The sequence below is a fragment of the Acinetobacter sp. TYF_19 genome, assembly GCF_043105125.1.
Taxonomy (GTDB): Bacteria; Pseudomonadota; Gammaproteobacteria; order Pseudomonadales; family Moraxellaceae; genus Acinetobacter; species Acinetobacter johnsonii.
Window position 1 is genome coordinate 1 of record NZ_JBICLH010000026.1, and the last position, 24,366, is coordinate 24,366.

Consider the following 24,366-nt stretch of genomic DNA (forward strand, 5'->3'; position numbering starts at 1 on the left):
ATCAAAAAAACCGTTAGCGTTCTTTTCTTATTTTAAACACAAAAAAGCCAGCAATATCGCTGGCTTGATTCTTTTAGACTTTAGCGATGAGTATGAATCGACATCACGATGCCCATGCTCGCTAGCATGGTAATCACCGCGGTTCCACCATAACTCATCAGTGGCAATGGATCACCTGTTACCGGTAAAATCCCGCTCACCATCCCCGAGTTTAACAATACAAAGAAGAAGAACGTTAAGCCCACAGCACCCGCATATAAACGCCCAAAATTATGGAAGCTGTTCATACCAATAATCAAACAACGAATGATAATGGCCGCAAATAAACTAAACAGCAAGAACACACCAATAAAGCCAAACTCTTCCGCATACGTTGACATAATGAAGTCAGTATGGTGCTCAGGCAAATACCCCAAATGTGACTGTGTGCCTTCTGTGAAACCCTTTCCCATTAAGCCGCCAGAACCAATAGCGATTTTGGATTGGATAATATTCCAACCCGCGCCTAATGCATCTGACTCTGGATCAAATAAAGTGAGCACTCGCTTTTTTTGGTACTCTTGCAAAAAGAACATCCAAAGTAAGGGAGCGACAACAGCCAATACACCACAGGCCAAAGCTATGAGCCGCCAAGAGATACCGCTCAGGAAAATGACGCAGACACCAGGGATTAAGAGACCTAGGTTTAAGTCGGGCTGTAAAGCTGCCAATAAAAACGGCAGCATCATAATGCCCAATGAAATCACAATATGCATAAACTTCGGCGGGAATGCGCGGCCTGCAAAGTACCACGCCATCATCAAAGGCATGGCAAACTTCATAAACTCAGAAGGCTGCATACTACCAATACCGGGTAGACTAATCCAACGTCTAGCTCCCATGCGGGTTTCGCCCACCACCAAGACCAATACCATTAAAATCACAGCAAAGATGAAAAAATAAGGACTAATGGCCTGATAGACTTTGGGTGGAATTTGTGCACAGATAATCATCACAATGAAGCCCACAGCAAAACTTGTGGCTTGGCGAAACACCATGCCCATATCTTGCGCTGAAGCACTATAAATAACCAACAATCCCAACACGGCGTTTAAAATCAGAAAGCATAAAAGCCATGGATCTAAATGCAATTTAGCCCAGCGAGATGAGTCATGTTTAATGCTTCTACCGTCACGTAAAGACTGACGTAAAAAACGATACTGCTGTGATGGTATCATTTGCGTAAATTGAATGAGCTAAAGACAGGGCAAATTATAAGTTCAAAGTGTTTTAGATAACATCATTCAAACCCATATTTCTGTAGTTTTAACCCAATAAATCCAAATAATTTTTATTGTGCCGCCAAAATCAGGCGCGCAAGCTCAAGGTCATCTGGATAGGTAATTTTAATATTATCGGAGCGCCCTTGTACGACTTGAACCTTTTCACCAACAAACTCTAAAGCACTAGCTTCATCTGTAATTAAGGCTTGTGCCTCTAGTGCATGTTCAATTGCTTTTTTCAGTACCCCCAGTTTAGCAATCTGCGGGGTTTGTGCCTGCCAAAGATGTGAACGATCAACGGTTTCTTGAATATCTTGCGCTGAGGCTACACGCTTTAAAGTATCTCTAACAGGAATAGCTAAAATCGCCCCTGTATTGGACTGAATAGCAGTATCAACCAGTCTCACCAAACAATCCTGCGTGACACATGGACGAGCTGCATCATGGACAAAGACCCAGTCGTCAGCATCAGCGATTGTGGAAAGATAATTGAGCGCATTGAGCACTGAGTCTACACGCTCAGCACCACCTTCACAGAAATGTGCTTTTTCTATGTGAGTAAAAGGCAAACTTTGAGCAACATCATCATCTGAACCAATCGCCAAAACATAGCCCTGCAAGGGCAATTGATTAAGACATAAAACCGTATGTTCAAGTACGGTCTTTTGTCCAATCATTTGATATTGTTTTAGTTCAGTTTTAGAAAAGCGACTACCCGAGCCAGCAGCAGGAATAATAGCCCACAATTTATGGAGTAGCTGGAGGGGTTTCAGGCTCATCGTCTTCATTGGTTCGCAAATCAATTTGGGCGTTAGGATCAATATAAACAGGCTTATATTGAGTACTGATGGTACTCATTTGAATAAACGTTTCTCGGGGTTTGATTAAACCCAAGTCCAAGCGCGCATGCTCTTCAATGGCTTCAATACCATTTTTCAAATCATACACTTCTGCTGCCAAGACACGATTACGCTCTTTTAAGTCGTTATTAATTTCAGTTTGTTGTTGGATTTTTTGTGTGAGTTGTAAATGGTCTTGATAACCACCCTCACCAAACCAGTATAAATACTGAAACCCTGCGATCAAAATGATCGCAAGGCCTAGTAGTACTTTACTCATCAACGAGTCGAATACATTGAACATTGACATCAGTCGCTTAGTTTAAACCTTTAAACTCAGCTTTACCTCGGTAAGCAGCATTTGTCAATTCTTCAATACGAAGCAATTGGTTGTATTTCGCCACGCGGTCAGAACGGCAAAGTGAACCTGTCTTGATTTGACCAGCAGCAGTACCTACCGCAAGATCTGCAATCGTAGAATCTTCAGTTTCGCCAGAACGGTGTGAAATCACTGTAGAGTAACCATTTTCTTTCGCAAGATAGATTGCATCTAGAGTTTCACTCAACGTACCAATTTGGTTGTACTTGATTAAGATAGAGTTACCCACTTTCTCATTAATACCACGTTGAAGGATTTTCGGGTTTGTAACAAACAAGTCATCACCCACCAACTGGATTTTGTCGCCAAGGATAGATGTCAAGTAAGACCAACCTTCCCAATCTGACTCATCTAAACCATCTTCAATTGAGATAATTGGATATTGGTTTACAAGGCCAGCTAAATAGTCAGAGAACTGGTTGCTTGTAAATGCTTTATTACCTTCACCAGCAAGAATGTATTGACCATTTTTGTAGAATTCTGAAGATGCACAGTCAAGAGCAAGCATAATATCAGAACCCGCTTTGTAGCCAGTTTGACCAATCGCTTCAAGAATAACCGTAATTGCTTCTTCGTTTGAACGTAAGTTCGGCGCAAAACCACCTTCATCACCAACAGCAGTATTTAAACCTTTTTTGTTTAAAACTGATTTTAGAGAATGGAAGATTTCAGCGCCTGCACGTAATGCTTCAGAGAATGACGTGAAGCCTACAGGCTCGATCATGAACTCTTGAATATCCACATTGTTGTCTGCATGCGAACCACCATTGATGATGTTCATCATTGGTACAGGCATAGTCAAAATAGTTTGACCACGTAAGTCTGCAATGTATTGGAAAAGAGGAATTTTCTTTTCATCAGCAGCAGCACGTGCAGCAGCTAGTGATACAGCTAAAGTTGCATTCGCACCCAATTTTTCTTTGTTTTCAGTACCATCAAGCGCAATCATGGTGTTATCGATGTCTTTTTGTTCAAACACTGATTTACCCACTAGAGCATCACGGATAATCGTGTTTACGTTATTAACCGCATTTTTAACACCCTTACCCAAATAGCGTGCTTTGTCGCCATCACGAAGTTCTAAAGCTTCACGAGAACCAGTTGAAGCACCAGATGGTGCACATGCACGGCCAACTACGCCAGATGCTAAGATTACGTCTGCTTCGATGGTTGGGTTACCACGAGAGTCCAAAATTTCACGTGCACGGATGTCAACGATTTGGCTCATGAACAATTCCTCAGTTGATTAATAACGAGATGCTTTAGATGGCATCAATGAGTTTATAATTTAGTGTGTATCTAGCTTTTTGAAACCTTTAACCAAGGTGTCCAATTCTTTTAGCTGCGCCAAGAAAGGCTCAAGTTGAGACATACGCAACGCGCATGGTCCATCACACTTGGCTTTTTCTGGGTCTGGATGCGCTTCTAAGAATAAACCTGCTAGACCTGTTGCCATTCCCGCGCGAGCAAGTGTCGTGATTTGCGCACGACGACCGCCCGCAGAATCCGCACGACCACCCGGAGTTTGAAGCGCATGGGTCACATCAAAGAACACAGGGACATTCATTTCCTTCATGATGTCAAAGCCCAACATGTCTACAACCAAATTGTTGTAACCAAATGCCGAACCTCGTTCACAAATAATGAGCTTGTCATTCCCGGCCTCTAAACACTTATGCAAAATATGGCGCATTTCATGTGGTGCAAGGAATTGTGCTTTTTTGATGTTAATGATGGCATCAGTTTTGGCCATCGCTTCAACCAAATCCGTCTGACGACTTAGAAAAGCAGGAAGTTGAATAATATCCGCAACTTCCGCTACAGGTGCAGCTTGGTAAGGTTCATGTACATCAGTAATAATGGGTACATTAAAATGTTTTTTAATGTCAGCTAACCACTCAATCCCTTTTTCTAGGCCTGGCCCTCGAAACGAGTTCAAGCTTGAACGGTTGGCTTTATCAAAACTGGCTTTAAATACGTAAGGAATCTCCAGACGCTTGCAGATGTCGACATAAGTCCCTGCAATTTCAAAAGCCAAATCTTTAGACTCAAGTACGTTCATGCCGCCGAATAGTACAAATGGCAAGTGGTTTGCCATTTGTATATCGCCTAAACGTACAATTTCTTGTGGTTTTAATTGTGACATTTAAACTTCCTAGTTTATTGCTTAACCCAAATTACTTCGCTTTTTTGTACTGTGCTTTCGCAGCATCAATAAAACTAGCAAATAATGGGTGTCCATCACGTGGTGAACTTGTAAATTCCGGGTGGAATTGTACAGCAATAAACCAAGGATGTTGAGGAATTTCAACTGTTTCTACTAAGTGCTGTACAGGTGAATAGCCCGAAATTTTCATACCAGCTTCTTCAAGCGCTGGAATAAAACGGTTATTCATCTCATAGCGGTGACGGTGACGTTCAATAATATCTGCTGAACCATACACTTCACGTGTTTTAGTGCCTTCAACCAATTCTGATTTTTGAGCACCAAGACGCATCGTACCACCAAGATCAGAGTCAACATTACGCTGTTGAACTTCACCACGTTCATCTAACCATTCAGTGATTAGACCAATCAATGGAGACTTAGTCGAACGGTTGAATTCAGTCGAACTCGCATCACTAATACCCACGACATTACGTGCATATTCGATCACAGCCAACTGCATACCTAAACAGATACCCAAGAATGGAACACCGTTTTCACGTGCGAATTTAATCGCTTGCATTTTCCCTTCAGTACCACGTTCACCAAAACCACCCGGTACCAAGATTGCATCCATATCTTTCAATACTTCATTGACATCTTGGCTTTCAAGTTCTTCAGCATTGACATAGTCAATTTGAACTTTAACGCGATTTTGAATGCCCGCATGTAAAAGCGCTTCATTCACAGACTTATACGCATCTGGAAGTTCAACATACTTACCAACCATTGCAACACGAACCGTGTATTCAGGGTTTAGTAGTGCTTCTACAACATTGTCCCAATCTGTTAAATCAGCTTCAGGCAAGTCATTGAAACCAAAACGTTCACAGATTAAGTCGTCAACATTTTGCTCATAGAATGTACGCGGAATTTGGTAAATGCTGCGCGCATCTTTACACACCACAACTGCACGTGCTTCAACGTTTGTGAACAAGGCAATTTTACGGGTCGTGTCTGCATCAACATCATATTCAGTACGACAAATTAAAATGTCAGGCTGAATACCAATCGATAACAATTCTTTTACCGAGTGCTGAGTTGGTTTAGTTTTCAACTCTGCTGCAGATTTGATATATGGAAGTAGAGTTAAATGCATAAGCATAGTGCGCTTATGACCTAGTTCAACCATAAGTTGACGTACAGATTCCATGAATGGGAGAGATTCGATGTCACCTACTGTACCGCCAATTTCAACAATCGCAACGTCATAACCTTCGCCTGCGCGAAGTACACGTTCTTTGATGTTGTCTGTAATATGTGGAATAACTTGAACAGTTCCACCAAGGTAGTCACCACGGCGTTCTTTATTTAAAACGTCTTGGTATACGCGACCAGAAGTAAAGTTATTTAACTTGGTCATTTTCGCACGACGCAAGAAACGTTCGTAATAACCCAAGTCTAAATCGGTTTCTGCACCATCCTCTGTGACAAAAACTTCACCATGTTGGAACGGGCTCATAGTCCCTGGATCGACATTAATGTATGGATCCATTTTTACCATGGTTACTTTTAATCCACGGGCTTCTAAAAGCGCAGCAACTGAAGCAGCTGAAATACCTTTACCTAGTGATGAAACTACACCACCAGTCACGAAAATAAAATGGGTCATTGGGTTTCTCGTACAATCGAGCCTAATTCGGCCTGCAATGTTGCGCAATTTTACTTTACCTTGCACCAATAAAGCAAAGTCAATCCGCATCAATTCATAGAACAATAAACAATTGGATATTCTATCAGCATTTAGCAGATAAAATTAAGCTAAGTTCATAGGATTTTCATCTTGCATTTTGCTGTTATAATGGCACGATCCTTCAAACACTCGATTTTATGTAATTATGAATAAAAAACTTTTAATTTGTGGTGCCATTGCAGCAGGCTTACTATTAACAGCATGTGTAAAGAAAGAAGCGCCTAAAGAAGATGAACAAGAACAAGTTGAAGTCGTCACTACAGAGCAACAACAAACTGTTGAACTGCAACCTTTAGCAGCGTCTGAGCCGGAGATTCCAGCGCAAGTTGAAGTGATTCGCGAAGAAACACCGAATACAACTACCGAGATCCGTCGTGAAACGCCAGCACCTGCTCCAGCAGCTCAGCCTGCACCTAAAGCAGAAGCACCAAAAGCTGAAGAAAAACCAACGCAAGCACGTCCAAGTAATACAAACCCAAATGCACAAACTGAAGACGATGCCGTTGCAGCAGCCATTGCAGCAGCGACACCAGCTTTAGAAAACTAATTATCACTATTTAGATGATTAAAAAAACCCGATTGATATCGGGTTTTTTATTGCTGATTTATAAGTAGTCTTTTAATTTTTCTACAAGAAAATCAATAAATAAACGAATACGCTTTGGCACATAGTTCTGTTGATAGTAGACTGCATGTATTTTCTGCTCTTTGATCTGAATTTGGTCTTCCAACAAAGCAATAAACCGCCCATCTTGAATATCTTGCTCGACCATAAAACGTGACAAACACGCAATCCCTGCCCCTTGCAATGCCAACTGACGAACCGTTTCACCATTTGAGCATTTAATTTTGGCCTGAATAGTTAAAGGTTCATCCTCCAACTGAATAGGCCAAGTATTTAAATGTGCAGGCTGACTAAAACCAAGCAAAGTATGTGAGCTTAATTCTGCTGCATTTTTAGGTAGACCATGTTTTTGTGCATAAATCGGACTTGCCACAATATATAAACGACTTTTGCAAAGCAGCTTGGCATGTAAGCTTGAATCCGCCAACTCACCAAACCGAATCGCGACATCGGTTTTATGTTCAAGTAAGTCTATAACCTGATCGTGATTGGTAATTTCTATATCAATTTTTGGATAGCGCTGCATAAACTCTTCAATCAGCGGCACTATCACATGCAGCACAAAAGGCGTTGCTGAATCAATCCGAATTAAACCAGATGACTCAGCATCATTATTTTGCAGACTTTCTTCAGCTTCGGTCAGATCAAGTAAAATTTTACGCGCCTTTGCCAAAAACTGCTGTCCTTCATAGGTCAGCTTGAGCTTCCGTGTCGTTCGTTCCAGCAACGTCACATTCAACTTTGACTCTAAACGTTGCAAGGCACGGCTGACACCCGATGTGGTTTGACCCAACTGCTGCGCAGCTTTGACGATAGAGCCACTATCAACAATGCTCACAAAAGCCGTTAATTCTTCTATGGTTGATTTCATGTGTAATTATTGATTAATAGTCAATAATATTTTGCAAATTACCCAGTTTTTAAGCAAGTCTTTTTTCTACAAAATAGCCTCATTCCATGAAACAAGTTATCAAGCAAAAAATGAATATCGTTCCTCAATTCGGCCTAGGCACTTTCCGTTTAACAGGTGACACTGTCATTGAGTCTGTGAAAACTGCACTAGAAGTCGGTTATCGTGCGGTCGATACTGCTCAAATCTATGGTAATGAAGCCGAAGTTGGTCAAGCCATTGAACTCAGTGGTATCAATCGTCAAGATCTGTTTCTCACCACAAAAATCTGGACGGAAAATTATTCAGCAGAAAAATTGATTCCAAGCTTAAAAGAAAGTTTGCATAAACTAAAAACCGATGCAGTGAATCTAACCTTGATCCACTGGCCTGCCCCAAGTACAGGTGTGAGCATTACAGAACTCATGCAGAACTTATTGCAAGCGAAACAACAAGGTTTGACCGAACACATTGGTATTTCTAACTTTAATATTGAGCTGACTCAACAGGCGATTGAGAGTATTGGGCTAGAAAACATCGCAACCAACCAAATTGAACTCAGTCCTTACTTACAAAACCATCAACTGGTTGATTTCCTCCAAGCGCAAAACATTGATGTCACTTCATATATGACACTGGCTTACGGTAAGGTTTTGAATGATCCTGTTTTAATGCACATCGCGCAGCAGCATCAGGTATCGACGGCACAAATTAGTTTGGCTTGGGCATTACAACGTGGTTTTGCAGTCATACCGTCATCAACCAAACGTGAACACTTGATGTCCAACTTAAAGGCCCAAGAGATTCAACTGTCGACTGAAGAAATGATGGCAATTACGCAATTAGACAGAAATCAACGCGATGTTAATCCTGAGGGATTAGCACCGATTTGGGATTGAGCATCGCTATGAAAATTAATTTTCCACTTTTGGCGCTTGCGGTAGGTGCTTTTGCCATTGGAACCACCGAGTTTTCACCCATGGGCTTTTTACCTGAAATTGCCAATGATTTGTCCGTTTCAATTCCACAAGCCGGACTGCTGATTAGTGCCTATGCAGTAGGCGTCATGATTGGAGCTCCGCTCATGACCTTATGGCTGGCACGCTTTCCTAAGAAAACAGCTTTAATCCTATTGATGGCTATTTTCACGATTGGGAATGTGTTGGCAACCGTTGCACCTGATTATATGAGCTTAATGGGTGCACGTTTAATTACCAGTTTAAACCATGGTGCATTCTTTGGCTTAGGTTCGGTGGTGGCAGCCAGTGTTGTGCCTAAAGATAAACAAGCCAGTGCGGTCGCCATGATGTTTATGGGTCTCACCATTGCCAATATTGGCGGTGTGCCACTTGCAACGTGGCTCAGTCAAAATACCAGTTGGCGCATGGCTTTTGCTGCGATTTCAATCTTAGGCATTATGACCATATTGGCACTATGGAAAGCACTCCCGCAAGATCACGATGTGGTTAAACCGAATGTAGCAGAAGAATTACGTGTTTTAACACGTGCGCCTGTCGTCCTTGCTTTATTAACCACGGTCATGAGCGCGGGCGCAATGTTTGCGTTATATACCTACATTGCTCCGAGCCTACATGTATTTATGCAGGCATCACCGCAAACCATCACCTTGATGTTGGTTTTAATCGGGATCGGTTTCTCCATTGGTAATCATTTGGGTGGAAAGTTTGCCGATCTATCCCTAGAGAAAACCCTGATAGGCTTCCTTGTACTTTTAATGGTGATGATGCTTGTTTTCCCAGTATTAGCGCAAACAACTATTGGTGCAGCGATTGGCTTGGTGATTTGGGGTGCGGCAGCATTTGCGGTAGTACCGCCACTACAAATGCGCGTCATGTCAGTCGCAGCAGATGCGCCTGGGTTCGCCTCTTCGGTTAACATTGGCGCGTTTAACTTAGGCAATGCCTTAGGTGCCTTTGCAGGTGCAACGGTACTGAGTATGCAACTCAGCTATGCAGCAGTTTCATATGCAGGTGCCGCACTCAGCTTTATGGCCTTGATCTTGGTCTTACTGCAAATGAAGTTCGGTCTTAGCAAGAAAGCCTGTGAAGCCGTTTAAGCCTTTACACTGCTGAACCAATCAAAAAAGACCTACACTGCTGTAGGTCTTTTTTATACTTAGTGTTTTTGTTGTTCCAGTTTCAAAAAGTCCGCAATCAGCTTGGTTGCCCAAGACTCGGTATTGAGCGCCCCTTCATAGAAGCCACAATGACTACCTTTTTTGGTGGTCACTACGGCAATATTCGGCATTTGACGGATCATGTCTTTATACGGTTCAAAATTTTTAATGTGACAAACGGGATCATCCTCTGCATTTAAAATCAGCAATGGAATGGTGACATTTTCAAATACATAGATTGGGTTTGTGGCTTGGTTATAACTGTCATAGTCCACATAACCCGCCATTTCATAATAACTCGACTCAAACTCAGCCAAGGTTTTGGTCATTAAGACTTGCGACACAGACGCTGTTTGTTGCCACGTTTGCTGGTAGGGAAAAATAAATTTCTTAAACAGTTTCTTGGTCATGACTTTACTGTAAAAGGGATGCACATTTACAAAACCCAACTCAGTGTTATAACCCGGACACAGCGCAAAAGCCGCTTTAAAAGGGGTTTGACTCCCTTCTTCGCCTAAGTAACGCACCAAAAGCCCCGTTCCCGCAGAAGAGCCAACCGCATACAACGTTGAACTTGGAAATGTAATTTGAATAAAGGCAATTTGCTCACGTAAATCATCGGTTGAACCAAAAAGATTCATTTTGGGTACAGGCATTGGAAGGTCTGCATGTCCACGGCGTAAGCACAGTGCAATGCGCCAACCCGTATAGCGATTTAAGTCACGCACCACCTCACGCATACTTTCAGGAGAGCCCGTAATCGTATGCATAACCACAACCGTTGGCGTCACTTCAGGCAAGTCATAACCGAACCACATAATGCCAGTGACCCCACCGTCTTGCATGTCTAATTGATCAAAATGATCGTATTCCAATTGAATCCGACGCTTTTGAATCACATCAAAATATAAAAGATGGGCATGCGTGTTGGATAACCACGGTGTTGGTCTGTACTTTTCCTGAAGCTGTGTAAGCGCCCCAACAGTCTTTTGAATTTGCCCTTGCGGGTTAACATAGAGCTTCGGTTGTTCCGCACCAGTCACTCGATCCCACGCCGTTTGGCTTAATTGGTTTAGCAAACTGAACACAGCATTCATATCAGTAACTTCTTTTTCCTATCTTTCTTGGTGATGCATCAATTTTCATGCCTAACTATAAATAACAAGTCACACGTTTATCATCCAGCTTGAGGTGCAAAAGCTGCCATTCGCTGTCCCATTTGTACAGCTAAGGCCTCTAGCCCCGATTTAGGACGGATCATCACTTCAAAATCTACAATTTGACCTTGCTCATTAAAACGAATCATGTCAATCCCTTTGAGCTTTTTTTCGCCGACATTGGCAGAAAACTCAAGGACGACACTAAAACCATCTTCTGTAAAAAATTCACGGTGGTAAGTAAAGTTTTCAAAAACCTGAATCACATTAGTTAAAATAAAAAAAACCACTTGCTTACCCGGATAAGGGTTAAATGCCACCGGTGAACGGAACACGACATCTTCTGCTAAAAGCTCATTTAAGATGCTCATATCACGAGTCGTGACCATATCATGCCAGCGTACCAATGCTTGTTTTGTTGTTGCTAAACTCATTCTTATGTCCTTATGAAAGTGAATCCACTCAAATCTTCAATAAAGGTACCTTCTCTTACACCACACACGTTTCATGGAAAAGGCAACACGAGGGAAAAGGATAATATTTTAGAAAATACCTCTCCCAAACCCTCTCCGTATAGGAGAGGGAGATTTATTACAAAATTTAATCGGATAAATGATTGTTATCGATTAAATGGTCGCAGCCAATTCCGCACCTTGACGAATCGCACGCTTCGCATCCAACTCACCTGCTTCTTTCGCACCACCAATCAAATGCACATTTTTACCATCGGCTTTTAACTGATCATACATTGCAGTATAAGACTCTTGTCCTGCACAGATAATCACGTGATCTACCTCTAAAACCGTTGGCTGATCATTCACTGTAATATGGAGACCTTGATCATCAATTTTGTCGTAGCTTGCACCTGCAATCATTTTTACATCGCGATGTTTTAGCCCTGTTCGGTGAATCCAACCCGTGGTTTTACCTAAGCTTGCACCGACTGCCTTCGCTTTACGCTGTAGAAGGTAAATTTCACGATCTGACTGCTCCAAGACTGGTTGTTTTAAGCCACCAACATGCGCATAGCTGGTGTCGATTCCCCACTCATCATAGAATTTTTGTGGGTTTAAACTACCGCTTTCACCTTCATGGTTTAAGTATTCTGCCGTATCGAAACCAATACCACCCGCACCAATAATCGCGACTTTTTTACCGACGGGCTTACGCTCACGTAGAACTTCGATATAGCTCAACACTTTCGGGTGATCAATCCCTTCTATAGTCAGCTCACGTGGAGTCACACCTGTTGCAACCACGATGTCATCATAGTTCTCAGCGCTCAGTTCCTCATAAGTTGCGGTATGATTCAGCACCAATTTGATATTGGGTTGTAATTCAATTTTACGTTTGAAATAACGCAGTGTTTCGTAAAACTCTTCTTTACCAGGAATAGTCTTCGCAATATTAAACTGACCACCAATCTGACTGGCTGCATCAAAAACAGTCACTTGATGCCCACGGTCAGCAGCATAAGTCGCAAAACTCAAACCTGCAGGCCCAGCACCAATCACCGCAATATTTTTCTTAGCCGCACTTTCTTTAAAAATCAGTTCAGTTTCATAGCATGCACGCGGGTTGACTAAACACGTCGCAATTTGCATGGAGAAAATTTGATCTAAACAGGCTTGGTTACAACCAATACAAGTATTGATTTCATCACTACGGCCTTGTTCTGCTTTGAGTACAAACTCAGCATCTGCAAGCATTGGGCGTGCCATAGACACCATATCTGCATCACCCTGAGCCAAAACATGTTCAGCCATTTCTGGTGTATTAATACGGTTAGACGTCACTAAAGGAATCTGAACCGAACCTTTTAGCTTCTTGGTCACCCATGTAAATGCCGCACGCGGCACTTTGGTTGCAATCGTTGGAATACGTGCTTCATGCCAACCAATACCTGTGTTGATAATGGTTGCACCCGCCTTTTCAATTTCTTTGGCAAGCTGAATCACTTCTTCTAAAGTCGAACCACCTTCAACCAAATCCAACATTGAAAGACGATAAATAATAATAAAGTTTTCACCCACTTCTGCACGAGTGCGTTTTACGATTTCAATCGGAAAACGAATACGATTTTCATAGCTTCCGCCCCATTCATCATCACGATGATTGGTACGTGCGGCAATGAACTCATTGATTAAGTAGCCTTCTGAACCCATGATTTCAACACCATCATAGCCAGCAACTTGTGACAATTTCGCACAATTCACAAAGTCCGCAATAGTCTGATTCACTTCAGCAGAAGTCAAAGCATGAGGTTTTACTGGGTTAATCGGTGCTTGAATCGCAGAAGGTGCGACGTTTTCAGCCTGATAAGAATAACGACCTGTATGTAAAATCTGTAATGCAATTTTACCACCCGCATCATGTACGGCTTGTGTGATGACTTTATGCTTTTCCGCTTCTTCTAAAGTATCTAACTTAGAACCACCGTGAAAAGTCACACCATGATCATTCGGTGAAATACCACCTGTTACGATTAGCCCTACACCGCCAGCGGCACGCTCTGCATAAAATGCCGCCATGCGATCATAACCACCTTCAACTTCTTCAAGTCCAACGTGCATAGATCCCATTAATACGCGGTTTTTTAATGTGGTAAAGCCTAAATCTAAAGGCGCAAGTAAATGCGGATAATTAGACATGTGTACTCCTTGGCGTGCTTTCGCTGGCTGGTATTTTAAATACAAAGTTAGATCAAATTATTTAATGCAACAAGTTGCATAATGTTTATCTTTATAATCGAGATTTGTTTTTTATGCAACATGTTGCATAATGACTCTACGTCCATTTTATTTGCGAAATATTACCGAAATGTCATTAGCTCATGTTTTATTGACCAGTTTGATTGAAAAACCAAGCACAGGTATTGAGTTAGCGCGTCGTTTTGACCGTTCAATGGGCTTCTTTTGGAATGCAACACATCAACAGATATATAGAGAACTCAGCGCTATGCAGAGCAAAGGCTGGATTTCAACAGTAGAAGATGATGGTGCTACCTCGCGTAAAAAAACCTATCAAGCAGAACAGCTCGGACGTACAGAACTTGCCGACTGGCTGGTAAAACAAAGCCCACCTGCCCAGCTCCGTGAAGAACTGATGGTGAGACTGCGTGTTGAAGCTCAACTTGGCGGCAACACGGTTTTGCCTGAACTGGAACGACATCTCACCCTACACAAAGAAAAATTACAAATTTACCAAAGCATTTTTGCCAAAGACTTTGGTCATGCTGAAGAAAATGATCGTACCTTATACATCCATAAAATGATTTTACAACTTGGAATTAATTTAGAATGTGGTTGGATTGAGTGGCTAGAGACCATGATTCCAGCGCTTAAAAACTTCGAAAAATAATAAGCCACGCAAAGGATTGACCATGCCACATTACCTGATGCCAGATGGCGAAAAACTCTATGTTCGAGAATTTGGACAAGGCACACCTGTACTGGTTTTATCTGGCTTAGGGATGCAAAGTTGGCAATGGCTGCCTTTTTTATATCAACACCGTAAAAAGTACCGCTTTTACATTCCTGACTGGCGGGGTTTTGGTGGTTCAGCACAGTGCAAAATTCCCACACTGGATGCAATTTCCAGCCACTGGCAAGATTTAAACTGCTTTATAAATCAATATGCTGATACAGCATTCCATGTGATTGCCTACTCTATGGGCGCCACGACAGCCATGCATGGTATGCAATATGGTCGCTTTCAAGACCATATCAGTAGCTATTTACACATTGACCAAACCCCCAAAATTAGCGTCGACGCAGACTGGCCACATGGTTTATTTGCTGAAAAGCATGCTGACTTCAAAGTCATCCTACAAAACATTGCAGACCTATTGGCCCAAAATGCACAGTACCGTTTGGTCTCAGACTTAACAGCGTCTATGCGTACAGAACTGGTTAAGCAATGGTTGGCTTTTATTCAACTACAAGCCAAACCCTCTCGAACTGCGGCTTTATTTCAAAAAGCATTTCACCAGCCATACTTGCAAAAATTCATGCTCCCAATCCAGCGATTAGACTATATGGCTTGGTATATTCAAAATTATCTTGATCATCAAGAAGATTATCGCAGTGCCCTCCGTCAGCTTGACCGACCGGCTACATTTTTTATTGGTGAAGACTCAAAACTTTATCCTGCCCAAGGACAAAAGCTGATTGCCTCAAGCGTACCGCATGCCAAAACGGTGATCTTTAAAAAATCTGGGCATACGCCTTTATTGAGTGAACCGCGCAAATTTTCCCAAGAAATTACGCGTTTCCTCAATGCCACGAATATTTAAATGCATGTCGTATTATCAGCCAAATGATGAATATTTTTATAATAGCTGAAGATAAATACAATTCATCATTCCATTGTAATGACAAAAAACAGATCAACCCGATAAAACACCAATGTTTAGGAATTAAAAAAGGCATCTCTAAGAGATGCCTTTTTCTTATGCTGCATAGGTCTGCTTGAGATAAGCAACAATATCCGCCGACTCAAACAAAGCCGTTTCAGTGTTCGGATCAACCAAATATGGCACTTGAATATCACGCCCCATCACCTGCATAACTTGCTCACGCTTTCCACCTGCCAAAGGTACATACTTGCCCGGCTTCAAACGCAGTACTGCTGGGCCTTAATCTTGCCAACGTTCTTTAGGCACATTATGAAACTTAAAAGGGAGCTCCAACTCGGTCAGTAAACCACGGACAATCCGAGTATAAGGACTGGCTTCAAATCCCCAAAGTTGTAACAGCTGTTCTGGCGCTACGCGATCTTTAATGTTCTTATTGATCCACACTCCACTCGCTCCATTTACCAATGTCCCAACATAAGCAACATAAGGTGTTTTGGGATAATGTGCATACTTTTTCGGTGTTTTACCACTGCGGCCATACTGTTCAAATAAGTAGTGAATAATATCTTCAGATTCGTACAGCTTGGTGTCTGTATTTTCATCAAGTAAAAAAGGAAATTGGGTTTTCCCACCCAACTGTTTCACCAAAGGGCGATATTTAGTTCCACCCTTAGGACATGGATACACTTCATAATCCAAGTTCAACAAAGTCAATACTTCACGCACACGACGACAATATGGCGAGCCTTCAAACTCATAGAGCTTTAAAGGTTGCTCAGGTTGTTTAGGATGCGGCGTTCCTGTTACACCACGTCCACCTTGCGCAAGCCCAGAAAAAAGAGCCTGAATCACTTTAATTTGATGCTTCACCATATTACACGTCCATATCTTTTGTTGATGTTGTTATGAGTCTGGTTGGTGCTTATGCATCGACCAGTTTTTCTTTTGCAATGACAATGCCGTTATTATCCGCATAGAGATAATGACCTGATTGAATGGTGACACCACCAAAATGCAAGCTGATATCAACTTCCCCTACACCTTTACGGTTACTTTTTTGTGGAATAGCAGCTAAAGCATGCACACCTAAATCTAGTTCAGCAATGGCATCTACATCACGGACACAGCCATAAATCACCACACCATTCCAGTGATTTTTGACTGCTGACTCTGCAATTAAGTCTCCCATCAAGGCACAGCGCATCGAAGCGCCACCATCCACAACCAATACTTTACCCGTACCATCTGTTGCTAACAGCTCTTTCACCCGAGAGTTATCTTCAAAGCATTTAACCGTAACCACCTGACCACCAAAGGTTTTACGCGCACCATAGCTCTTAAAGAACTTACCATCCATTGATGGGCTGACCACTTGTAAATCAAGTTCAGGATGATCATCCAATAAATCGCATGTCACAAATGCTGTCGTCACTACACTTCCCCTCATTTTGTCTTTTGTATGCGTAAATTATCATATATTTCAAATTTTTCGGTCTGCGTTTGGGCAGCCTCGACCATAGTATGAGCCACTTGTTCTGCTGTCACTGGCTTATATTTAAAATGCTTTGGTATAAAATGCGATAGTTTGGTATAAGCCTTTTGGAAAATATCTTCCAACATGCGACCTTCATTACGCTGTCCGATCAGTAAGGATGGCTGCATAATACTGACCTTATATAAATCGAGTCCACGAATGGTCTCTTCAAGCTCACCTTTGACGCGATTATAGAAAATTTTTGAATTGGCTTGCGCACCCAAGGCACTGATCAACACATAATGGGTTTTGGTCAAAACAAACAACTCAGCAAAATGTGCATTCACCACATAGTCGATGGCATAAAACTGCTCTTTTGAACCAGCTTTTTTTAAAGTCGTCCCCAAACAACTAAAAGCATGACTGTAGCCCTGAATATCCTCATGATTGAGTAATAAAAAATCATCCAGCTCCAGTTGCTGAACTTTGTCATACTGATCGAGCTGCACATTATGCTTTCTGACCACAGCCAATATTTTGCTACAACTTTGCAGTTGTTGTAATTGTTGAATCAGGTTTAAGCCCACCAAACCCGTTGCTCCAATCACAATGGCTTGTTCTATATTTTGTGTCATTTTTATACAAACTCCCATGCAGATGGCTAATCTTACCTTTTCTTTAGAATTTTTATGTATCTTAAATATAGTCAAAGCATGTCAAGACTTGACTTCACTGCGTATATTAATCAAAATATGCCACTTGTTTACGGGCTGGTGATTGTTCTTCTGATGTGGTTTTCAGTTTGAATTTCAGCCCGCCCAGACCAATCTATTTCAAGGAGTGCACGAGTGGCAAACTCTGCTCAAGCTAAAAAACGTGCTCGTCAAAACGTTAAAGCACGCAAACACAACGCAAGCTTACGTTCTATGGTTCGTACTTACATCAAACGTACAGTAGCTGCTATCGCTGCTGGTGATTACGCAGTTGCTTCTGAAGCATACAAAACTGCTGTACCAGTAATCGACCGTATGGCTGATAAAGGCATCATCCATAAGAACAAAGCTGCTCGTCATAAGGGCCGTTTAAATGCACAAGTTAAAGCTTTAGCTAACTAATTTATGCATAAAAAAAAGCCCTTTTTAAAGGGCTTTTTTTGTATCTATTTTTTGAACTTTCACAAGGCGCACACCCTTTTCAGTACATCTATACTTAACAATACGGTTTAAAACCCAAATAAAATCTAGCAAGCGCTCTATAACACCCACGAGAACATCTACTTACAAAAAAAGCCCCCTTTAGGGAGCTCATTTTCATTTCATGTTAAATCATTTGCCAGATCAGCAGTGGTTTAATTCAAAGATTGAGTTTTCAGGTTTTTCACTAAAATACCAATATTTCTTGATGTTGCCCCAGCTAAAATCAAGCTTGTATTTTGGTTCAGCATTGTCCATCTTTGATTATTATTTCCAGAGCAGCCATATCGAATTGCAATCTGACGGTTATTTACCAAATTACCCGAGTTTAGATCTAAGCACTGTCCTGATTGTTTAATAGCAGACGTCGTCGCATCCATTGACCACACTTGTGCTGTATTATTCGCCACACAGTCAGTCAAAGTGACTTTAGCACTTCCTCCATTACCCGTTAAACATTGTCCCATAGCCGCTTTACTATGGATACGTCCTAAACTGTCATAAACCCACTGCTCCGTATCATCAGCAGTACAAGCCGATGGACCACTAATGTAAACATCCATTTTTTGGTTAGATGCCAGCTCTGTTTTTAAGCAATTCTTGTTGTTTTTTAACAAAGTACTTTGTGCAAGTGGGTCATCTTGTTGTAAACCCAGCTGTTTGATAAAAGCCTTGAGTGCATCAATCGCAGCAGGTACATCTTTGGCCAAATCATCATAATAAACATTTACCCAACGATTTAAACGCATCCATCTAGTTTCTTGCTCTTCATAACGCTCAAGTACCTGCTGTGCAGCTAAACTCATCTCATTTTTATACGATTTATAAGCCTGATAAAGCATTAAACCGTTTGGTGACAAAACAATAAGATTGTTCGCCGCCTGATTCAGTAGCTCTCGCTCAAGTAGGGGCAACTCTACATCGCGTAAGGCTTTATAACCCTGTGCTTTCCCAATCTTAACTGCAGGCGTAATAGCCGTAGCATATTGGGGAATCACTGTAGTCGATAATAATTTGGCAACAGCATTGGCCTGCTTACAATATAAATCAACTTTTTGAGGGTGATCTGCAAGTGCTAAATTGACATGTAATTTATTGGCATTACTACCTAATCGTGTCGGAGCCAGTGCAATATTGGTCACTGTATTTGGATACTGTACATTTAACCAACATGCATCCTGATTTAACGCCGTATTTGCAGCGGGTAAATCATAAACATTGCCCCAGTTTGAACGTGCCGCAGGATAGAGTAGCCCAACCTTTGCAACAGGGTCATAGCCACCCAAAATAGTCACTACAGGCTCACCAAAGACACGTGGGCGTAAATAGTTTTGCTTTGGTTGATACCAAACAGGTGCAGCAGAATCTGGCATAGTAGGTTGAGCCACTTCCATCTGCCGTGTGACTTCATTCCATTTTTTATAACCCGTCGGTGAAGTCTTGTCCCACACATAACGGTTAAAGTGCGGTTGAATTTTTAAATAAGTGCTATAGCCCGTATAGTGGATATAACGTGAAACTGAGCTTGATGCATAACCGCCAGACATTGCATCTCGGCTATGTGGATATAAAGCTAAAAAATTTGCAATTCCTGTAGAATTAGCCCATAAATCCTTATTATTCCAAATCAAATTACCCCGCATCATATTGCGATACGGAATGTAACCCCAACCACTATCCGCATGATGTGAAGTCCAGAACTGGTTATCACCCTCCTGCCCAGGATAATGCCCCAGTCCATAGTGGTGTCCAATTTCATGACTAAACTCGTTTCCAACCGAATCATACAACGTCAGCATGCCGTTACCACCACTTAAACCATGATTACTTTCGCCATTGGCATATTTTCCACGGCTATGGTGTGCAACTACGGTTTGGGTTAATTGTGGTTGATTTTGACTTGCCATCGAAGCACTGGTAATGCCCCAGTTTGCTAGATTAATGCCTACGCTAAATGTCGACTTACCCACGTTTTCACGCATGTCACCCTCATAAACCCCGCCTTGGCTGGCACTTGCCGTATCGTAAATCGTCCCGTCGGCAATCATGACGCGATCTAACTGAATATCATCATATTTTGCAACGGTCATTTCAGCAGCTGGAATCGTTTGAAAGTAATCTGAACCTGCCCGAACAGGATCATTCAGCATATAGTGACCATTGAAAACAGGGGGAGCAGTTAACATGCCGATACGAATATTATTTAAGACCAACTCTCCCGGAGAGGCAAAATCAATTTTATCTTCCGCAATTTGCCCCTGACGTCCAAGAGAATCTTTGAGCTGAATACGCAAACCTGGACGTATTTCATCCCAATTGAGTTGAGCACTCCACGCACGCTTACTATATTGCACACGCGCACGCTCATCGGTATTGGTTTGATCAGACTGAGGAATCTGAGTTGGATCGTTAAATGTAACTGTGCGGAGCAACTGATTATTCATGTAAATATCAGCACTCAGACCATCAATTTTCCCCATGCTATCAGTTGGCGTAACTAACAATAGCGCTTCTTTTTCCATCGTCAGACGCGGCATTTTTTTACTTTCATTACCATTTGGATCAACCACATGACTCTGACCAAATTGCAGCATTGCTTCGAAGTTACCAGTTAAGTCATTTCGTATCACACGCCTATTGGAGCTTGCATCGTAATCAAAATAACCCAATGTATTTCCATCAGCCACATCCTGTGTAGGTTCAGCATAGGTTTTCACTACAGACGTTGTAGAGTTTTCGGTTCCACTTTCTCCACCACACGCAGCTAACATCAGTGTTACAACGCAAAGACTTAGCTTGCAATACAAGAACTCATTCACACTTTTCACATCTTCCCCCCCAAAATAGTCACAAATAAAAATTAAAAAACCATTAATAATTTATATAAATCAAAAGCTTAATTATTTAACACTATTTTCTATACATATTCAATTTACATAATTTGTCACTTCAGGACATATTTTTTATCGGTCTTGAAACTAATGCCCGAAAAATAAAAGTTCTGTGACAGGGCTTGAATTTATGAAAAATAATGATGAGTTATACATTTAAATTCGCACCAATATAGTGCCAATATTTGTCAATCAATAAAAAAATATATTTCAATTAATTTTCTTTGTAAGCATGTAACTTATTTTAATTTTTAAATCCAAAATGATTAAAATTAAAATCCCATAAATAAATTATGGTATTCTGTTTTCTTATAATGAAACCACATAGAATGTTCTACTGGGGAATAGCATGATTAATAAATTTCTTCCAACACTTGAAAAATTCCAACTGACAGAACAACAATATATTGAGTATTTTCATGCCAAAGGTGAAAAAGACATACTCGCCAAAGTCATCTCAAATATGCGTGGAACCGCAGAAATTCAGGCTTCTCAGGGCGTTGATGCGTGGTTAGGCTATGGCGTCTATTTGCCTGCAATTGAACGTATTTTTGCACTACACCAAGGGGAAAGCGAAGCTGAGTTTTATGACCGTACTCAATATCCAGCCGATGTTGTCAACGCTTATACTCTTTCGAATCATGAGATTGCCACGCTCATTGCTGCAGATAAATACAATCGCATTCATCAGCACAGCGTAGCAGTGAATACCTCATTATGGCCTTTAAATGATGAAGGCCTAAGTATCGACTTGCTCGATTTTCCCAATCGACTCAAAGCAAAAATTTAAATTGATGCGATATAGCATTTAATAAAGCCGACGAATGATCGATCTATAAATCTCGTATATTCTTTTTCTCGTTCAAACGAACGTCTAAATGAAGAAACGAGATTTATAGCTGATTTTTATTAATAAACAAATCACTTACAGATTTTGAAATTCATGAATATTCAGTTCATTCATTTCTCCGCGCCAAATCCATTTCAATTTTGATTCCAAAAACACATCTCCCTCAAACCATACGAAAAGACCTTCCATCATTTTCGGCCAGTCTTCTTTGGTCACAATCGTGCGCCCTGAAATAACCGCCAAAATCGCAGCTAAAATCGTGTCATGACTGACCGCAAGGCTCAAACCATAAGGGTTGTTCGGATGCGTGTTATATATGAGTTCCAATACATCTACGACGCCATGAATCGGATGCTTCATACCGGGTAAGGCATTATTAACAAAGCTATTAATAAATCCTAGAGCGCCTTGACGCTGAAAATAAGGGCCGGCTTGCTTAATATCCAAAACAAAACTGCCTGGCTCAACCAATAAACCTTGTTCAATAATTTCAATGCGGTGGGTATTCGGCTCAAGGGTTTGTCCATCTGCCCCCTGAATCATTAGCGCAGCGGTATCAATACAACGTTGAATTGGGCTAGAAATACAGTGTTGTATCACTCGATCCGTATTATCAATCAGATAGGAACCCCACGCCTCCGCCAAATCTCGCCCTTGATGCGTCAACTGTAAATCATAGCCTGCAAGCCCCTGACCCGTAACAACTTCACGAATGGAATGACGTGTAAACAACGTCACTGGCGTTTTTGCATCTGGCAATAAATCGATTGCCTTCAACATACTAGGCGGGAGTAACTCTAAGGCCATAATCACTAGCAACTCAATAATTCAAAAAACACTATAGCACGCTCAGTTTTTAGCTCAAGCCGACGAAGGCATTAGTTCAAGTGCTTGTAATGCCAGTTTTTTCATATCGTTATTTCGATATGCAATAAAACCGCCATTCAGTAAACTCAATCTTTGATTATATACAAAAGGTCGTCCCTGAAAATCAACCAAACCACCACCGATCCGCTCCAATAAACACTGTCCAGCACTGGTATCCCACTCACTCGTTGGATGAAAGCGCGGGTAAATATCGACTCGGTCTTCCAACACCATGCAGAACTTATATGCACTCCCTGCGCGATACTCTTGAATAGGTGTAAGTTTTTCCAACTGCTCTAAATACACTTGGTACTGCGGTTTGCTCTGACTACTTTGACTTAAGCCAACTTGAACAGTATTGCGGTTTTCAACTGGAACATATTCAAACCATACGTCTTTTTCAATATTGTATTTTAAAGGCTGACCTTGTAGTGGACAGAAGTAAATTTGCTGTTCACAAGGAATAGCCAGCACAGCAAAAGTTGTATGCGCACCCTCAATAAGACTGAGATTAATAGTGAATTCTGGACGTTGATGCAAAAATTCTTTGGTGCCATCTAAAGGATCAAGCATCCAAAAAGACTGCCACTGCTGTCTATGCGCATGCTGCCCTTCTTCAGAAAGAACAGGCAAATGAGGAAAGGTATTGTTTAAAGCATCGGTAATAAATTGATTGACACGATAGTCCGCTTGCGTGACGGGTGAATGATCGGATTTTCGTTCAACTGTAAAATCACCACCTGCAACATAAGCTTGATACTCTGCTCGTAAAATCTCGCACGCTTGAGTCACAATCGGTACAAGTTGCAATATCAGTGCATCTTGAGGTGCAGTTGTGGACTTAAACATGAGACCGCCTTTTTATTCATTAAGTTATAGATCGAGAAGTTCATCTATTGAAATAGCAGCATGCTGATCGCCTTGTATTCAACGGTATGCTGCCACCTCAGAGTGAGAACACGCGAACACTTTTTAACACTGCCTTAAAAATATTATACGCCTAAGACACTCAGGAAATATCACTCAATTCCAATTCTTCTTTTGACTTTGGGTTAAGTAGTCCAATCAACCTGACTTTACCTTTACTCACACCTTAAATATTGAGACTAGAGAAAGTCACAAGCTGACCGTTTCTAATTTGTGCTTACGCTTAACTTCTTTTCAGCTTTATACATCCAAGTGACTTCTTTAGGAAAAATCATCGCGCAAAAAAATCCCACGCATGGGAGCGTGGGATATAAAACAAGAAAAGCTACAACGCTTTAATTTCGAGTGTAGTATAAACCTGCATTTCAAATACATCAATTAAAAAATGCGGTATACCTGCAGTTTTTTTAAAATACTTTACAGCGACTCACTTTTATCTGAACACTTCACTTCTAATTGATACTCATCCTGCGTCACTTTGATCTTAATCTTTTGATACTTTCTTTTATTCGGATCCATAGCAGAGCTAGCGACTTCATGCAAAAACTTTCGATCATTCATAAGCTCGCTATATGCTTTATAACCAATCAAAATCTTTTCAGGCTTTTTATTTTTGGAAA

The 24,366-nt window shown here is 41.3% G+C and carries 23 protein-coding genes and 1 pseudogene; 7 read left to right on the forward strand and 17 right to left on the reverse strand.

All coding sequences use genetic code 11. From position 1 onward, the window contains the following. Positions 1-80: 80 nt before the first annotated feature. The 6 genes from rodA to ACF8FD_RS02985 form a co-directional block, all read right to left on the reverse strand. Positions 81-1,217, reverse strand: a complete 1,137-nt coding sequence (gene rodA, locus ACF8FD_RS02960) for a rod shape-determining protein RodA (RefSeq protein WP_234304838.1) — start codon at positions 1,215-1,217, stop codon at positions 81-83. A 113-nt stretch (positions 1,218-1,330) separates the two neighbouring features. Continuing rightward, positions 1,331-2,050 (reverse strand): 2-C-methyl-D-erythritol 4-phosphate cytidylyltransferase, encoded by a 720-nt coding sequence (gene ispD / locus ACF8FD_RS02965; RefSeq protein ID WP_234304837.1) that lies wholly within the window; start codon positions 2,048-2,050, stop codon positions 1,331-1,333. After that, on the reverse strand, positions 2,010-2,411 hold the full coding sequence (locus ACF8FD_RS02970) for a septum formation initiator family protein (RefSeq protein ID WP_010326966.1): 402 nt from the start codon (positions 2,409-2,411) through the stop codon (positions 2,010-2,012). The genes ispD and ACF8FD_RS02970 overlap by 41 nt, the downstream gene beginning before the upstream one ends. Positions 2,412-2,418: 7 nt before the next feature. Further along, positions 2,419-3,708: a phosphopyruvate hydratase gene (eno, locus tag ACF8FD_RS02975; protein ID WP_234304836.1), complete on the reverse strand. Its 1,290-nt coding sequence runs from the start codon at positions 3,706-3,708 to the stop codon at positions 2,419-2,421. A 60-nt stretch (positions 3,709-3,768) separates the two neighbouring features. After that, positions 3,769-4,626: a 3-deoxy-8-phosphooctulonate synthase gene (gene kdsA, locus ACF8FD_RS02980; protein WP_058869805.1), complete on the reverse strand. Its 858-nt coding sequence runs from the start codon at positions 4,624-4,626 to the stop codon at positions 3,769-3,771. Between the two features lie 31 nt (positions 4,627-4,657). Beyond that, on the reverse strand, positions 4,658-6,298 hold the full coding sequence (locus ACF8FD_RS02985; protein WP_004696627.1) for a CTP synthase: 1,641 nt from the start codon (positions 6,296-6,298) through the stop codon (positions 4,658-4,660). A gap of 226 nt (positions 6,299-6,524) precedes the next feature. Between ACF8FD_RS02985 and ACF8FD_RS02990 the strand changes: the two genes are divergently transcribed. After that, positions 6,525-6,926, forward strand: coding sequence for an internalin (locus tag ACF8FD_RS02990; protein ID WP_078388789.1), 402 nt, complete (start codon positions 6,525-6,527; stop codon positions 6,924-6,926). Between the two features lie 58 nt (positions 6,927-6,984). Here ACF8FD_RS02990 and ACF8FD_RS02995 read toward each other — a convergent pair whose 3' ends face one another. Continuing rightward, entirely contained in the window at positions 6,985-7,875 is an 891-nt protein-coding gene (locus ACF8FD_RS02995) for a LysR family transcriptional regulator (RefSeq protein ID WP_279736198.1), read from the reverse strand. Between the two features lie 110 nt (positions 7,876-7,985). Here ACF8FD_RS02995 and dkgB point away from each other — a divergent pair, with 110 nt between their 5' ends. Next, on the forward strand, positions 7,986-8,792 hold the full coding sequence (gene dkgB / locus ACF8FD_RS03000; protein WP_234305088.1) for a 2,5-didehydrogluconate reductase DkgB: 807 nt from the start codon (positions 7,986-7,988) through the stop codon (positions 8,790-8,792). 8 nt (positions 8,793-8,800) lie between these two features. Next, complete coding sequence (locus tag ACF8FD_RS03005; RefSeq protein ID WP_392453124.1) at positions 8,801-9,970, forward strand: MFS transporter; 1,170 nt, start codon at positions 8,801-8,803, stop codon at positions 9,968-9,970. 59 nt (positions 9,971-10,029) lie between these two features. Here the strand turns inward: ACF8FD_RS03005 and ACF8FD_RS03010 are convergent, their stop codons facing one another. From ACF8FD_RS03010 to ACF8FD_RS03020, 3 genes are all read right to left on the reverse strand, one after another. Next, the gene (locus tag ACF8FD_RS03010) at positions 10,030-11,127 is read right to left on the reverse strand and encodes a YheT family hydrolase (protein ID WP_392453126.1); all 1,098 of its coding nucleotides are present in this window, start codon (positions 11,125-11,127) and stop codon (positions 10,030-10,032) included. A gap of 80 nt (positions 11,128-11,207) precedes the next feature. Then, complete coding sequence (locus tag ACF8FD_RS03015) at positions 11,208-11,621, reverse strand: nuclear transport factor 2 family protein (RefSeq protein WP_392453127.1); 414 nt, start codon at positions 11,619-11,621, stop codon at positions 11,208-11,210. Positions 11,622-11,813: 192 nt separating this feature from the next. After that, positions 11,814-13,838: an FAD-dependent oxidoreductase gene (locus tag ACF8FD_RS03020; protein ID WP_392453129.1), complete on the reverse strand. Its 2,025-nt coding sequence runs from the start codon at positions 13,836-13,838 to the stop codon at positions 11,814-11,816. 169 nt (positions 13,839-14,007) lie between these two features. Here ACF8FD_RS03020 and ACF8FD_RS03025 point away from each other — a divergent pair, with 169 nt between their 5' ends. Both ACF8FD_RS03025 and ACF8FD_RS03030 read left to right on the forward strand, forming a co-directional pair. Further along, positions 14,008-14,547: a PadR family transcriptional regulator gene (locus ACF8FD_RS03025; protein ID WP_062033212.1), complete on the forward strand. Its 540-nt coding sequence runs from the start codon at positions 14,008-14,010 to the stop codon at positions 14,545-14,547. A gap of 22 nt (positions 14,548-14,569) precedes the next feature. Beyond that, positions 14,570-15,481: an alpha/beta fold hydrolase gene (locus tag ACF8FD_RS03030; RefSeq protein WP_392453130.1), complete on the forward strand. Its 912-nt coding sequence runs from the start codon at positions 14,570-14,572 to the stop codon at positions 15,479-15,481. 156 nt (positions 15,482-15,637) lie between these two features. Here ACF8FD_RS03030 and ACF8FD_RS03035 read toward each other — a convergent pair. The 3 genes and pseudogenes from ACF8FD_RS03035 to ACF8FD_RS03045 form a co-directional block, all read right to left on the reverse strand. Next, a pseudogene (locus ACF8FD_RS03035) lies at positions 15,638-16,417 on the reverse strand (glutathione S-transferase N-terminal domain-containing protein). Between the two features lie 49 nt (positions 16,418-16,466). Then, positions 16,467-16,991 (reverse strand): ribonuclease E activity regulator RraA, encoded by a 525-nt coding sequence (gene rraA / locus ACF8FD_RS03040; RefSeq protein ID WP_130235142.1) that lies wholly within the window; start codon positions 16,989-16,991, stop codon positions 16,467-16,469. Further along, positions 16,988-17,653 carry a nucleoside-diphosphate sugar epimerase gene (locus tag ACF8FD_RS03045; protein WP_392453133.1) on the reverse strand — a complete coding sequence of 222 codons (666 nt, stop codon included), beginning with the start codon at positions 17,651-17,653 and terminating at the stop codon, positions 16,988-16,990. The genes rraA and ACF8FD_RS03045 overlap by 4 nt, the downstream gene beginning before the upstream one ends. Before the next feature lie 213 nt (positions 17,654-17,866). On the opposite strand from ACF8FD_RS03045, the gene rpsT reads away from it, so the two are divergent. After that, positions 17,867-18,133: a 30S ribosomal protein S20 gene (gene rpsT, locus ACF8FD_RS03050; RefSeq protein ID WP_234304832.1), complete on the forward strand. Its 267-nt coding sequence runs from the start codon at positions 17,867-17,869 to the stop codon at positions 18,131-18,133. Positions 18,134-18,366: 233 nt separating this feature from the next. Here the strand turns inward: rpsT and ACF8FD_RS03055 are convergent, their stop codons facing one another. Beyond that, positions 18,367-20,982 carry a M66 family metalloprotease gene (locus tag ACF8FD_RS03055; protein WP_392453137.1) on the reverse strand — a complete coding sequence of 872 codons (2,616 nt, stop codon included), beginning with the start codon at positions 20,980-20,982 and terminating at the stop codon, positions 18,367-18,369. A gap of 469 nt (positions 20,983-21,451) precedes the next feature. On the opposite strand from ACF8FD_RS03055, the gene ACF8FD_RS03060 reads away from it, so the two are divergent. Next, positions 21,452-21,892: a hypothetical protein gene (locus ACF8FD_RS03060; RefSeq protein WP_058869816.1), complete on the forward strand. Its 441-nt coding sequence runs from the start codon at positions 21,452-21,454 to the stop codon at positions 21,890-21,892. A 135-nt stretch (positions 21,893-22,027) separates the two neighbouring features. Here ACF8FD_RS03060 and ACF8FD_RS03065 read toward each other — a convergent pair whose 3' ends face one another. From ACF8FD_RS03065 to ACF8FD_RS03075, 3 genes are all read right to left on the reverse strand, one after another. Next, positions 22,028-22,759, reverse strand: coding sequence for a histidine phosphatase family protein (locus tag ACF8FD_RS03065; RefSeq protein ID WP_004696597.1), 732 nt, complete (start codon positions 22,757-22,759; stop codon positions 22,028-22,030). Positions 22,760-22,813: 54 nt separating this feature from the next. Then, entirely contained in the window at positions 22,814-23,668 is an 855-nt protein-coding gene (locus ACF8FD_RS03070) for a 3'(2'),5'-bisphosphate nucleotidase CysQ (RefSeq protein WP_234304831.1), read from the reverse strand. A gap of 495 nt (positions 23,669-24,163) precedes the next feature. After that, on the reverse strand, positions 24,164-24,366 hold a 203-nt coding region (locus tag ACF8FD_RS03075), incomplete at its 5' end, for a hypothetical protein (protein WP_392453136.1).

Coding starts and splice junctions, on each gene's coding strand:
- ACF8FD_RS02995 (WP_279736198.1), bottom strand. CDS start 7,875: ATGAAATCAACCATAGAAGAATTAACGGCTTTTGTGAGCATTGTTGAT.
- ispD (WP_234304837.1), bottom strand. CDS start 2,050: ATGAAGACGATGAGCCTGAAACCCCTCCAGCTACTCCATAAATTGTGG.
- ACF8FD_RS03070 (WP_234304831.1), bottom strand. CDS start 23,668: ATGTTTAAGTCCACAACTGCACCTCAAGATGCACTGATATTGCAACTT.
- ACF8FD_RS02985 (WP_004696627.1), bottom strand. CDS start 6,298: ATGACCCATTTTATTTTCGTGACTGGTGGTGTAGTTTCATCACTAGGT.
- ACF8FD_RS03045 (WP_392453133.1), bottom strand. CDS start 17,653: ATGACACAAAATATAGAACAAGCCATTGTGATTGGAGCAACGGGTTTG.
- ACF8FD_RS03060 (WP_058869816.1), top strand. CDS start 21,452: ATGATTAATAAATTTCTTCCAACACTTGAAAAATTCCAACTGACAGAA.
- rodA (WP_234304838.1), bottom strand. CDS start 1,217: ATGATACCATCACAGCAGTATCGTTTTTTACGTCAGTCTTTACGTGAC.
- ACF8FD_RS03020 (WP_392453129.1), bottom strand. CDS start 13,838: ATGTCTAATTATCCGCATTTACTTGCGCCTTTAGATTTAGGCTTTACC.
- ACF8FD_RS03025 (WP_062033212.1), top strand. CDS start 14,008: ATGTCATTAGCTCATGTTTTATTGACCAGTTTGATTGAAAAACCAAGC.
- ACF8FD_RS03005 (WP_392453124.1), top strand. CDS start 8,801: ATGAAAATTAATTTTCCACTTTTGGCGCTTGCGGTAGGTGCTTTTGCC.
- ACF8FD_RS02990 (WP_078388789.1), top strand. CDS start 6,525: ATGAATAAAAAACTTTTAATTTGTGGTGCCATTGCAGCAGGCTTACTA.
- ACF8FD_RS03010 (WP_392453126.1), bottom strand. CDS start 11,127: ATGAATGCTGTGTTCAGTTTGCTAAACCAATTAAGCCAAACGGCGTGG.
- dkgB (WP_234305088.1), top strand. CDS start 7,986: ATGAATATCGTTCCTCAATTCGGCCTAGGCACTTTCCGTTTAACAGGT.
- kdsA (WP_058869805.1), bottom strand. CDS start 4,626: ATGTCACAATTAAAACCACAAGAAATTGTACGTTTAGGCGATATACAA.
- eno (WP_234304836.1), bottom strand. CDS start 3,708: ATGAGCCAAATCGTTGACATCCGTGCACGTGAAATTTTGGACTCTCGT.
- ACF8FD_RS03055 (WP_392453137.1), bottom strand. CDS start 20,982: ATGTTAGCTGCGTGTGGTGGAGAAAGTGGAACCGAAAACTCTACAACG.
- ACF8FD_RS03030 (WP_392453130.1), top strand. CDS start 14,570: ATGCCACATTACCTGATGCCAGATGGCGAAAAACTCTATGTTCGAGAA.
- ACF8FD_RS03015 (WP_392453127.1), bottom strand. CDS start 11,621: ATGAGTTTAGCAACAACAAAACAAGCATTGGTACGCTGGCATGATATG.
- ACF8FD_RS02970 (WP_010326966.1), bottom strand. CDS start 2,411: ATGTCAATGTTCAATGTATTCGACTCGTTGATGAGTAAAGTACTACTA.
- rraA (WP_130235142.1), bottom strand. CDS start 16,991: ATGAGGGGAAGTGTAGTGACGACAGCATTTGTGACATGCGATTTATTG.
- ACF8FD_RS03065 (WP_004696597.1), bottom strand. CDS start 22,759: ATGGCCTTAGAGTTACTCCCGCCTAGTATGTTGAAGGCAATCGATTTA.